Below are 11,889 nucleotides of genomic sequence, written 5' to 3'. Positions count from 1 at the left end.
GTTCGTCACCCTAGGAATTCTAAGGCCACATACAGGAGCAAGAGCAGCCCCACTCCCAAGCCGAGCAAGGCAATGCCGCGACGGGTCTGGTTCTTTGGCCTCGCCCGCAAAGCCTGAGCGACAGGTGTGACCGGGGGAGCGAGTAGCGTCTCGTCCTCCAACGGCTTGGCTGCATCCAGCGATGCCAGAAAGCCCTGAAAATCAAAGCCGCCCCAATTCACCCCTGCCAGATCGTGGTTGCCCAGATTGGCGGTGAGTTTCTCGATCACATGTACACGCGCCGTCTCATCCCGCGCCGGGTAAAGACCCGGCGGTGCGCCGCTATCATAGACCTGTAGGGCAAACCCGCTGTCGAGGAAGAAGGTGCGCACCGCTTCGTCGGCCTGCTCTAGCGCCGCAACAACCTTCGCATCGCGAAACATCGCTCGTTTTTCGGTGGCCATGCCAGTGACCGCCAGATCCCCAAACTGGTCCGGCAGCCCTTCTGGCGTGACCGCGACCATGTCGAAATCATAACGCAAAACCATTCCCATTGGCCCCCTTGCCACCCCCGCGCCCGCTTGATCTAACACGGAGAGCCAAGAGGGGGAACAGCACATGGTCGACATCGCCACGCGGGTCTGGAACCACAAATGGAAGATCGACCCGATCGTCCGGTCCCTGATCGACACCGATTTCTACAAGCTCCTGATGTGCCAGTCGGTCTTCCGCAACAAGCCCGACACGCAGGTTACCTTCTCCCTCATCAACCGCACCAAATCCATCCGCCTCGCCGACCTCGTGGACGAAGGCGAACTGCGCGAGCAGCTCGACCATATCCGCTCCCTCTCCCTGACCCGCGGCGAAAGCACATGGCTCCGTGGCAACACCTTTTACGGCAAGCGCCAGATGTTCACCCCCGCCTTCATGGAATGGTTCGAGAACCTCAAACTCCCCCCCTACCACCTCGAAAAACGCGACGGGCAATATGAACTCACCTTCGAAGGCTCCTGGCCTGAGGTCATGCTCTGGGAAATCCCCGCCCTCGCCGTGCTGATGGAACTGCGTGGCCGCGCCGTCCTCGGCACTATGGGCCGGTTCGAACTCCAGGTCCTCTATGCCCGCGCCATGACCAAGCTCTGGCAAAAGGTCGAACAGCTGCGCGATATCCCCGACCTGCGCCTCGCCGATTTCGGTACGCGGCGGCGGCATTCCTTCCTCTGGCAGGACTGGTGCGTGCAGGCCATGACCGAAGGGCTGGGCGACCGCTTCGTCGGCACCTCCAACTGCCTGATCGCCAAGAACCGGGATATGGAGGCGATTGGCACCAACGCCCATGAACTCCCCATGGTCTATGCGGCCCTCGCCGAGACCGACGAGGCCCTCGCCCAGGCCCCCTATGATGTGCTCGCCGACTGGCATGAGGAGCATGACGGCAACCTGCGCATCATCCTGCCCGACACCTACGGGACGAAGGGCTTCCTCGACCGCGCGCCCGACTGGCTGGCCCGCTGGACGGGGATCAGGGTCGACAGCGGCGACCCGGCCACCGGGGCGGAAACGGCGATCAACTGGTGGAAGTCGCGGGGGGAAGACCCGCGTGAAAAGCTCGTCATCTTCTCCGACGGTCTCGACGTGGACAAGATCATCGAACTTCAGGCCCAATTCGCCGGCCGCGTCCGCGTGTCCTTCGGCTGGGGCACGATGCTGACCAACGACTTCAAAGGGCTGACAGAGAACGACGCCCTCGCCCCCTTCTCCCTCGTCTGCAAAGCCATCGCCGCAAACGGCAAACCCACCGTCAAACTGAGCGACAACCCCAACAAGGCCATGGGGCCGGAGGAAGAGATCACCCGCTACAAACGGGTATTCGGGGTTGGGGAGCAGGTGGAGATGGAGGTTGTGGTTTGAGTGATTTCTTCACTCTGAGCACATAAAACGACAAGCAGCGGACCTAAGCCTTTGAAAGAATCCAACTTTTTGGTTAGCGTCATCAGGCACCTTAAGTGCGGAAATTTGTTGATTTATTAATGTGTTAGCGGTAATGTTCAATCAAACAGGGCGACTTCCCCGCAAAGAAAAACCGCCCTGAAACCCAATTACTTAGGCTTTTTGATTGTCTCAACAACATGAGTGTTTTTCTGCTGTTGAGCCTTTTTGACCGGTACGAAACGACCTGTTTTGGCGCTTCGTCCGACCTTGAAGGTACCTTTAGCCATCGGAAATCTCCTTTTGGCAAGACAGGTGGGTCGGGCCCACCGCCCTCGATGCCGAATTGCATCATCCATATGATGCGTCTCGAATCGGGAGCCCCACTACATATTACCTTCCTGCAGATTCAAAAGTCTAGCAGTTGTGTTTTGTAGATATACTTCATGGTTTACTTAGCGGCTCACTCAATTGCCGATATTTGGATAATTGCCCTCCAAGAATCGTCGCCTTGACGTTTCTGCGCCCTTGCTAGTTATCAAAACCCATGTTGCGAAAGCCTTCTTGTCTGTTGAAGGCACAGAGTTTAGCGCTGCAATGCTGCGCTCAGCTAGACGGATATAGAAGAGTGCTCTTTCCTTGTTCGGCCTAACCATTGGGTCATAGTCAGCTTCATGCCGTGCAGCTTGTAGCTGTAAGTACGCATCGGCAAAGTCTTTCAGCTCATCTGGGAATGCAACCTTCTTTGCCCTATCGCATGCCTGTCTAGATGTTCCATGGTCCAGTCCCCGATAGACTTCGACCCAAGCTTTGTTTGGTCTGCGAGACTTTGTAGCGCCGACAAGGCTGTCCGCACAAAGCTTTGCTAGTGCATGAAAAACAGCGTAGTAACTTGTGCTTATTGCCCGACGTAGATTGGACTGCGACAGTCTTTTGGCGTTTGCAGGGACCAGACGCCTTGCGGTTTTCAGCATTCCATCCGCAAGGCGACCGTCAGGCATTCACATGATGGCCAATGTTTGGCGTAATTACAGGGAAGAAGTCTCGCCACGAGTCACCAAGCGCATCCCTTACTCTGCCTGTTAGTCCAAAGTATCTATCAGCGATTTCTGAAGGCTTTGCCTCGGTTTCAATCGATACGAAGATATGGATCTGTAGCTGCGATTCAGATACATCTATTCTTTCGATTTTCACATCTGCTTGTAGCCCGTCACCAAGTTGTTCAGCAATCAGAGCCTCAACGTCGCTCAACAATTCGTCTGCGATTTTCATGCGTCAATCCTCGAGCTATGTGGCATCAACATAGTTGTTAGGTGTCTAGTGTCCACCACACACTTGCCAACAATTTGTTGACGACGATCTAAACGTTGCGTTCAGGACTCAGTTTTGACGGGCGGGAAATGTGTAGTCTGCCTACCGCTTACAAATTGACACAGCTCAACAGTGGGTTAATTCTCGATCCTCCCCGCGCGCTTTATTCTCCGCGAGCCTGCACCGCTGGACTACAATGCGCCAACATCCATCCGCTGATGTAGGACCCGCAAGACTTCCGTTGTTTCACCGACCACCCGAAAGAACACCATATGCTTGCCGACCGGCACACGGCGTACCCCGCGCCGGATGTCGTCGGCGGTTTGCGATACGATTGTCCCGTCAAGGAGCCGCGCAAAGACATCGGAAAGCTGTGTCACATAGGCGTCCGCTTGTGCGGTGCCCCATGTCTCCGCCGTGTACTCCCAGATATCTGCGAGGTCCCGCCGTGCGGCGGGCAAAATGATAAGCTGCATCAATGCGCGTCGCGGGCGGCATGCCTTTCGGCTAGGAACGCATCAAGGTCCCAAGGTTCACCCGGCCCAGACGCAAGCCCCTTATCGATCTCCGCGCGTAGCCGCTCCAGCTTTGCCTCTTCCTCTTCCAACAGTCGCAGCCCCGCGCGCACCACGTCGCTGGCAGAGCTATAGCGCCCCTCTTTCACCTTCGCGTCGATGAAACCCGTAAAGTGATCGCCAAGGGAAACAGACGTGTTGCGTGGCATGGTCGATCCTCATGTACCAAAGATGGGTACAGCATGGATCAAGTGGCGGGTTCGGTCAATCCTGACCATCCACCCTCCCCCGCAACGCCTTCACCTCCCCGCGCGCTTTCTTCTCCGCGAGCCTGCGGCGGATTGATCCTTTGGTAGGCCGTGTCGGCACCCGCCGCTTGGGCCGCTCGCAGGCTTTGTGGATCAGCTCTGCGCAAGACGATTGGTGACATGAACCAGTCGGCTTGGCGCATCAGTTCATGGCGCGATACGTCTCGATGATGTCACCCTTTGCGGGTGTTGCTTCATAGATGCCACGGCACACGGCGCGGCTGAGGCAGATGGCGGCGGCGGCGCAAATCTCTCGGAGCGTGTGATGATCTGCCAGCGTGCCTGATCCGGTTGAGACGCCGAACACAAGATCGCCGTCAAGCGGGGTATGCGCCGGCACAATGGAGCGGGCCAGGCCGTCATGCGCTGTCACGGCGAGCCTGTGGCATTGCGTTTTGCTAAGCGGGGCATCGGTCGCGACAATCGCAATTGTCGTATTGGCCTGCGCGGTTGCGTACAGCATCATCGCTTTTTCCTTGCGGCTGGGTTCGGGCGCCACCAGCCCGGATGCGGGGTCGGGACCAAGGCCGCCAAACTCACCGTCCATCTCAAACGCGGCGGCCCAGAAATGCCGGTCACCTGGTGTCGTCACGCTGCCCAAAGAGTTTACAGCAACCAATGCGCCGACCGTTGTACCGTTCGCGAGCACCATTGAAGCTGATCCGAGTCCACCCTTCTGCATCGCGGCCATCGCACCTGTGCCCGCTCCGACGGAGCCGAGTGCGAAGTCCTCGGCCGCCGCATCCAGCGCGGCGCGCCCCAGCGCCCTGTAAGGGTTCTCGTCCCAATCCTTGTCGCCCCCGTTGATCAAGTCGAACAGGATCGCCCCCGGCACAATTGGGACATGCATCGCGCCCACAGCGTAGCCGCGCCCTTGCGCGCGCAGCCCGTCCATGACGCCGGAGCAGGCATCCAACCCGAAGGCCGAACCGCCTGACAGGACCAGCGCGTCGATATCCGTGACAGTCTTGTCAGGCGCGAGCAAATCAGTTTCGCGTGTCCCCGGCGCGCCACCCATGACATGGACACTGGCCGTGAACGGCGTCTGGGCAGTCAGTACTGTTGTGCCGGACTTCAGGCTGTCGTTCTGCGCATTGCCGACCTTCAGCCCCGCGACGTCGGTAATCAAATTGCGGGGTCCTTTAGATACAACGGCCACCATCCACCTCCATCGCGACGCCTGTGATCATGCTCGCTTCGTCTGAACACAGGAAGCAGGCAGCGTTCGCCATATCCTCCGGTGTTGAAAACCGACCCAGCGGGATTGTCGCCAGAAACTTTGCCCGTATCTCCGGCGTGTCCTCGCCCATGAACGACTTCAGGAGCGGCGTCTCACCAGCGACCGGATTGAGTGCATTGACCCGAACGCCATGGGGCGCGAGCTCGATTGCCATCGCTTTCGTGGCAGTGATCATCCAGCCTTTTGAGGCGTTGTACCAGTTCAGCCGCGGCCGGGGCGAGACCCCTGCGGTTGAAGCGATGTTCAGGATGGCGCCTGTTTCCCGCTCTTTGAAATGCGGGACAAAGGCGCGTGCGGTCAGATAGACCGACTTCATGTTTACGTTATAGACCCGGTCGAAATCGGCCTCACTCACATCCTCTAGCGCGCTGGGCCGATGCGTCACACCTGCATTGTTCACCAATATGTCGAGTGGTCCGTGCTTCAGCACATCCGCCGCCATTGCTGAGACCGATGCGCCATCAGCTATGTCGCAGATGATGGCCACCCCACCAATCTCATCCGCGACAGCCTGTGCTGCTGCGCCGTTGATATCTGCTGAAAAAACCTGCGCGCCCTCGGCGGCAAACTTCCGCGCGATGCCCGCGCCAAAACCTGACCCGGCGCCCGTTATGACCGCTGTTTTACCCTTTAGCCTCATCCCTTCACCCATGCCATGCAGCCACCGTCTTGAGCGTAGAGAAGCCGTAAAGCGCCTCAAACCCCTTTTCGCGGCCATGCCCCGATTTGCCGACCCCGCCAAAGGGCAGCTCAACCCCGCCGCCCGCACCGTAATTGTTGATAAAGACCTGCCCCGATTTCAGCGCCTTTGCCAGCCGCATCTGCCGTCCGCCATCCCGGGTCCAGATGGCTGCCACAAGCCCATAATCGGTGCCATTGGCAATGCGTATCGCCTCTGCTTCGTCTTCGAAGGGAATGATCGCTTGAACCGGGTCAAAGATCTCGTCCTGCGCAAGGATGTGATCCGGCGGGACATTGGCGAAAAGGGTGGGCGGGACGTAGTGGCCTGCGGCGTCGGTCACAATTTGTCCTTGCGCGGCGATGGTCAGATCGGCCCCTTTCTCGAGAAACCCGGTCACGATCTCCTTCTGCTTGGCTGAGATCAACGGGCCAACATCCAGATCCTCCATCGCGGGGCCGACCTTGAGTTCGCCATAGGCCGCGGCCATCCGGTCCCTCACCTCATCATAGATCCTGCGCTGCACCAGAATGCGGCTGGAGGCCGAGCAGGTCTGCCCCGCATTCTGGATGCCTGCGTTGATCAGGAAGGGCAGAGCGCGATCCAGATCGGCGTCATCAAAGACGATCTGCGGGGATTTCCCGCCAAGCTCCAGCGTGACGGGGATCACGTTTGTGGCGGCTGCGGCCTGGATCGCCTCACCGGTGCGGACCGAGCCTGTGAATGATATATGCTGGACACCGGGATGAGCGGCCAATGCCGCCCCGGCCTCGGAACCAAGGCCAGTGACAACGCTGAGCGCACCTGCTGGCAGCCCCGCCTCCATCGCGATTTGCGCAAAGGCGAGCGCCGTCAGGCAGGCATCCTCTGCCGGCTTCAACACGCAGGCATTGCCCATGGCAAGTGCGGCACCCACGGACCGCCCGATGATCTGCATCGGGTAATTCCACGGAATGATATGGCCCGTCACCCCATGCGGCTCGCGCAGGGTGTAGACGGTATAGCCATCCAGATAAGGGATTGTTTCGCCATGGATTTTATCCGCCGCACCCCCGTAAAACTCCATATAGCGAGCCAGCGCCACAGCATCTGCACGCGCCTGTTTCAGCGGTTTGCCGACATCCCGCGCCTCGAGCTTGGCCAGCGTTTCGACCTGCTCCAGAACCATCTGGCCGATCCGCGTCAGGATGCGCCCGCGCTCCAGCGCGGCCATACGGCCCCACTCCCCTTCGCGCGCCGCCTGCGCAGCGATGACGGCGGCATCAATATCCTCTGCGTTGCCACGAGCGATGGTAGTGAGAGGTGCGCCAACCGACGGGTCCGTGACTTGGATCGTGGCCTTGCCACGAATCCAAGCCCCTCCGATCAGGTGATGTGCCTGTGGAATATCAAACGGTTTCAATGGCATGGGGCAACTCCGGCAATTGGGGCGCGGCGGCGATCAGGGCTTGGGTGTAGGGGTGCTGCGGGTCGGTGAAGACCGCCTCGGTCTCGCCTTGCTCCACGATCCTGCCCGCCTGCATCACCATCACCCGATCCGTGACTGACCGTACGACAGAGAGATCATGGCTGATAAAGAGATAGGCGAGCGGGCGTTTCCGGCACAGATCAGCGATCAGGTCGAGAACTTGTGCGCGGACCGAGACATCAAGGGCAGAGACAGCCTCATCAAAGATGATGAGTTCGGGTTCGATGATGAGCGCGCGGGCAATGGCCAGGCGCTGACGCTGTCCGCCGGAAAACTCGTGGATATATTTACCTGCATCCTCTGGCGATAGGCCAACATCTTGTAAGGCTTTGGAAATCGCAGCCTCGCGCGCCGCCCCGACCGGTGGATTTTCAAGTAGATGAAACGGCTCTGTGATCAGCCGGTCCACCCGGTGGCGTGGGTTGAAACTGCCGTACGGGTCCTGAAAAACTACCTGCATCTTGCGCCGCACGGCGAGGTTGGGATGGTCGGTAAAGACTGGTTCACCCTCCAGCCTGATCTCTCCGCCTTGCACGTCTTCCAGCCCCAGAATGGCGCGGGTCAGCGTGGATTTTCCGCAGCCGCTTTCGCCGACAAGACCAACCCGTTCGCCATGATCGATATGGAAAGTGATGTCGTTGAGCGCCCGGAAAGCGGGGCGAGGGCCGAAGAGTGTTCGGCGCGGCAGAGGGTACTCCCGGACGATATGTTTTGCATTGAGAAGCTGTACAGAACCTGTACGAACATCCGTCTTGCCCGGCAGGTCCACCTGATGGGTTGAGGCCTCGAACAGTGCCTTCGTGTAGGGATCTTGCATTTCGCTCAATAGTTTCGGCGTCGGCCCGGCCTCCACCACGCGGCCCTTTTGCATGACGACGATATGGTCGGCGATATCTGCGACGACCGCGAGGTCATGGGTGATCAACAAAAGGCCCATGTCGAAGTCGCGGACGAGGTCCTGCAGCAGGATCAGGATGCGCGCCTGCGTTGTGACATCGAGCGCAGTCGTAGGCTCATCCGCGATCAGCAGTTTCGGGCGCAAAGCGATGGCCATGGCGATGACAACACGCTGGCGTTGGCCGCCGGAAAGCTCGTGCGGATAGCGGGTTGGGGCTACCTTTAGCCCGACGCGTTCGAGCATTTCGGCAGCGCGGGCATGGGCTGTGGCTTTGGACGTTTTCTCGTGGATCAGGATTGTTTCAGCCACCTGATCGCCGATGGTCTGCACCGGGTTGAGGGCGGTCATCGGCTCCTGAAACACCATGCCCATCGTGTTGCCGCGCATCTGGCAAAGATCGGGTTCGGATGTTTGCAGAATATCAGTGCCGTTAAGGATGATTTGGCCCTGTGGTTTGGCCCCGCGCGGCAAGAGCCCCATGACGGAGAGCGCGGTCATCGACTTGCCAGAGCCACTTTCGCCGGTGATCGCGACGATCTCGCCATGTTGCACGGCGAGGTTCACATGGTGCAGGATATCGGTCGCGCCGATGCGCAGGGACAGGTTGCGGATGTCGAGAATGCTCATACCCGCGCGACCCTGATCCTTGGGTCGAGCAAGTCGCGCAGCCCGTCGCCCAGCAGGTTCAGCCCCAGAACCATCAGCAGGATCGCGAAGCCGGGCACAAGCGCAGTGTGCGGCGCGATGCTGACGAGCGTTTGCGCGTCGGCCAGCATCCGCCCCCAGCTTGCGGTGGGAGGCTGCGCGCCAAGGCCGATATAGGACAAAGCCGCCTCCGCCAGAATGCCCAAGGAAAACTGGATCGTCCCCTGCACGATCATCAGGTTGGTGATGTTGGGCAGGATATGCTCGGCCGAGATGCGGGTCGCCGATTTGCCGCAGACGCGGGCGGCGAGGATGAAATCACGCTCCCACAGCGGCAGCGCCGCCCCGCGTGCGAGCCGGGCAAAGACAGGGATGTTGAAGATGCCGATGGCGATAATGGCGTTGACGGCGGAGGCGCCGAACACTGCAGTGATCAGAATAGCGATCACCAGCGACGGGAAGGCAAAGACAAGGTCATTGCCGCGCATGATCACTTCGTCCAAGAGCGATCCCTTAAGGGCGGCGGCGAGAAGCCCCAACGGGACGCCGAGCCCCATCCCGATCCCAACCGCGACCAGCGCGACAGCGATCGATGTCCGCGCGCCCATCATGATCATCGACAGGATATCGCGCCCGAAATGATCGGTGCCGAGCAGGTTTTCCCAAGACGGCGTCAGCAGGCGGTTCGGGATATCGAGCGTTTCGATATCGTAAGGTGTCCAAAGGAAGGACAAAACCGCGAGCCCCACGAAAAACACGCTCATGACCGCGCCGATGATCAGGTTGCGGCTCATGCCTTGGTTCTCAGCCGCGGGTCGACGGCGGCATAGGCCAGATCGACGAGGAAATTGACCACGATCACTGTGAAGACCAGGAGCATGACAACGCTTTCCACGACAATCAGGTCGCGCGCGCTGATGGATTGGAAGATCAGCCGCCCCAGCCCGGGCAGAAAGAACACTTGTTCGATAATGATCCCTCCTGCGAGCAGGAAGGAAAATTGCAGGCCGATGATCGTCAGCACCGGGATCAGCGCGTTGCGGACGGCGTGCCGCCAAAGCGCTTGGCGGGCCGAAAGGCCCTTCGCGCGGGCGGTGCGGATGAAGTCTTCGCCCAGCATGTCGAGGAGTGAGGATCGCATCACACGGGCAAGGATGGCGGCCTGCGGCAGGGCAAGGGCGATGGCGGGGAGCGTCAGGGCTTTGAGCGCTTGCAACGGGTCTTCCCATCCCTGAAACCCTCCCGCCGAGAACCAGCGCAGGTTGATCGCGAAGATCAGCACGAGGATCATCGCGAACCAGAAATTCGGGATCGCAACGCCCAGTTGGGTGGCCCCCATGATCGTGATGTCGCCCGGCCCGCCCCGGCGGCTGGCCGCGTAAATCCCCGCCGGAAAGGCAATGAGTGTGGAGAGGATCAAGGCGTAGATCGCCAGCGGTAGCGAGACCCAGATACGGTCGGCGATCAGCTCCGATACCGGGGTCTTGTAGGTCCATGATTGCCCGAAATCGCCCTGCAGCAGGCCCGTGACCCACTCGAAGTAGCGCAGGACCAAAGGCTGATCGAGCCCCATCTCCGCCCGCAAAGCCGCGATTGTATCGGGCCGCGCGTTGACGCCAAGCATGAAGGCGGCAGGGTCGCCGGGTATCACCTCAATCACGCCGAAAATGACGATGGAGGCGACAAAAAGGCTGATGATCAGCGATGTCAGACGGCCCAGCACATAGCGGATCATGGGCGCAGCGCCACGTTGAGCGCATCGGCAATGCCAGCGGCAATCGGATGGGCGCTGGTGCAGGCCAATGCGAGCGGCGTTTGTGGCCCTCCGTAGACTTGCATCGTCGCATTCGGGTCGGCACCCGCTGCCATCAGCCGCTGGGCCATATAGGCGGCGTTGATGGGCACCACCTGCCGATGTGATTCAACGCCGTTGCTGCCAAGATAATGTAGGAACGTCGCTCGGTGGCCGTAAGAGGAGCGTTGTCGGATCAGGTCCGGCGCGTCTTGCATCAATCGGAACAGTGCAACCAGATTGCCATCCAGCAGTGCGTCGAGCGCCGCTTCGAATGTCGGGTCGGCCACCGCGTCGGCAACATCGTCCCATGCGGCGGCATAGCCATATTCGCGAGCCATCGTCGTGCGAGCGTCATATAGTGTGAATGTACCGTCGAAAATCTGTTCAAGCGTGCGTCCTTGCGCCTTGGGCCACCAGGACTGCAGATGCATGCGCGCTCGCGCATCGCAGTTCTTATGCGCCTTGAGCAGTGTCTTTGCCTGCCGGTCCAGTTGCTCGCGGATGGTCAGCTTGCGGAATGCTGGGGATTTCACATCTGGATGAAGGGCCAGAACGTCTGCGACATCGGGGGCGACATAGACGTGATTGGCGGGGTCAAATGCGGGCGCGAAGGTGACGAAGCCTTTAGGTCGCATGCCATTCAGGACCCGCCAAAGGACATAACGGTCTTCGGTCCCGTGATGATGTAGATTGCCATCACTGGTAAAACCCAGGCGTTCATAAATGGTCGGGTTGCCGGTCAGGACACACCCCGCCGCGCCACGTTCGGCCAGGATCGTAAGACCGGTTTCGACCAGCATGCGTCCGATACCCTGCCGGTGCCTATCGGTCCGAACCGAGATGGGCCCGAGCGCATACCAAGCGCCCTCCGCATCCGTGATCTGCGCGGGCGAAAATGCGACATGGCCGATGATCCCGTCTTCGTCGGCGACGAGCGACAGAGTCAGGTCGCCCGCATCGCGCAGCATATCGATCAGCGGGCCTTCGAAGCCATCCGCAAAGGGTTGCGGCGCGAAGGCTGCCTGCGTAAGGTCATGAATGGCCCGGCAGTCGTCTGGTTTTTCAGCACGGATCAGCATGAATGACCGACTTGAACATCATGAAGGTAGTAATCGCCGGGCA

Annotated in this window: 12 protein-coding genes and 1 pseudogene; 1 reads left to right on the top strand and 12 read right to left on the bottom strand. The window is 59.8% G+C overall.

What is annotated here, in order from left to right; translation table 11 throughout:
- Positions 1-5: 5 nt before the first annotated feature.
- Complete coding sequence (locus tag SLH47_RS20125; RefSeq protein WP_320242082.1) at positions 6-527, bottom strand: hypothetical protein; 522 nt, start codon at positions 525-527, stop codon at positions 6-8.
- A gap of 70 nt (positions 528-597) precedes the next feature.
- Here SLH47_RS20125 and pncB point away from each other — a divergent pair, with 70 nt between their 5' ends.
- Positions 598-1,890, top strand: coding sequence for a nicotinate phosphoribosyltransferase (gene pncB / locus SLH47_RS20120; RefSeq protein WP_320242080.1), 1,293 nt, complete (start codon positions 598-600; stop codon positions 1,888-1,890).
- A gap of 1,011 nt (positions 1,891-2,901) precedes the next feature.
- On the opposite strand, the gene SLH47_RS20115 is transcribed toward pncB, so the two are convergent.
- The 11 genes and pseudogenes from SLH47_RS20115 to SLH47_RS20065 form a co-directional block, all read right to left on the bottom strand.
- Positions 2,902-3,180: a hypothetical protein gene (locus SLH47_RS20115; protein ID WP_320242079.1), complete on the bottom strand. Its 279-nt coding sequence runs from the start codon at positions 3,178-3,180 to the stop codon at positions 2,902-2,904.
- A 230-nt stretch (positions 3,181-3,410) separates the two neighbouring features.
- On the bottom strand, positions 3,411-3,695 hold the full coding sequence (locus SLH47_RS20110) for a type II toxin-antitoxin system RelE/ParE family toxin (protein ID WP_320242076.1): 285 nt from the start codon (positions 3,693-3,695) through the stop codon (positions 3,411-3,413).
- A complete protein-coding gene (locus SLH47_RS20105; protein WP_320242073.1) occupies positions 3,695-3,943 on the bottom strand; it encodes a type II toxin-antitoxin system ParD family antitoxin in 249 nt (82 codons plus the stop codon). Before SLH47_RS20105 ends, SLH47_RS20110 begins: the two co-directional genes overlap by 1 nt.
- Positions 3,944-3,998: 55 nt before the next feature.
- Positions 3,999-4,145: pseudogene (locus SLH47_RS20100) on the bottom strand (aminoacyl-tRNA hydrolase); the annotation flags it as partial.
- Positions 4,146-4,184: 39 nt separating this feature from the next.
- On the bottom strand, positions 4,185-5,204 hold the full coding sequence (locus SLH47_RS20095) for a P1 family peptidase (protein WP_320242071.1): 1,020 nt from the start codon (positions 5,202-5,204) through the stop codon (positions 4,185-4,187).
- Entirely contained in the window at positions 5,185-5,922 is a 738-nt protein-coding gene (locus SLH47_RS20090) for an SDR family oxidoreductase (protein WP_320242125.1), read from the bottom strand. The genes SLH47_RS20095 and SLH47_RS20090 overlap by 20 nt, the downstream gene beginning before the upstream one ends.
- A gap of 4 nt (positions 5,923-5,926) precedes the next feature.
- The gene (locus tag SLH47_RS20085; RefSeq protein WP_320242066.1) at positions 5,927-7,369 is read right to left on the bottom strand and encodes an aldehyde dehydrogenase family protein; all 1,443 of its coding nucleotides are present in this window, start codon (positions 7,367-7,369) and stop codon (positions 5,927-5,929) included.
- On the bottom strand, positions 7,350-8,954 hold the full coding sequence (locus SLH47_RS20080) for a dipeptide ABC transporter ATP-binding protein (protein WP_320242064.1): 1,605 nt from the start codon (positions 8,952-8,954) through the stop codon (positions 7,350-7,352). Before SLH47_RS20080 ends, SLH47_RS20085 begins: the two co-directional genes overlap by 20 nt.
- Positions 8,951-9,766, bottom strand: a complete 816-nt coding sequence (locus SLH47_RS20075; protein ID WP_320242063.1) for an ABC transporter permease — start codon at positions 9,764-9,766, stop codon at positions 8,951-8,953. The genes SLH47_RS20080 and SLH47_RS20075 overlap by 4 nt, the downstream gene beginning before the upstream one ends.
- Positions 9,763-10,707 (bottom strand): ABC transporter permease, encoded by a 945-nt coding sequence (locus SLH47_RS20070; protein ID WP_320242061.1) that lies wholly within the window; start codon positions 10,705-10,707, stop codon positions 9,763-9,765. The genes SLH47_RS20075 and SLH47_RS20070 overlap by 4 nt, the downstream gene beginning before the upstream one ends.
- Entirely contained in the window at positions 10,704-11,846 is a 1,143-nt protein-coding gene (locus SLH47_RS20065; RefSeq protein ID WP_320242060.1) for an N-acetyltransferase, read from the bottom strand. Before SLH47_RS20065 ends, SLH47_RS20070 begins: the two co-directional genes overlap by 4 nt.
- Positions 11,847-11,889: the final 43 nt, after the last annotated feature.

This window comes from Cognatiyoonia sp. IB215182 (genome assembly GCF_033963905.1).
Lineage (GTDB): Bacteria > Pseudomonadota > Alphaproteobacteria > Rhodobacterales > Rhodobacteraceae > Yoonia.
Note: the sequence above shows the minus strand (reverse complement) of the source record. Positions and strands in the feature narration are given on the sequence as shown.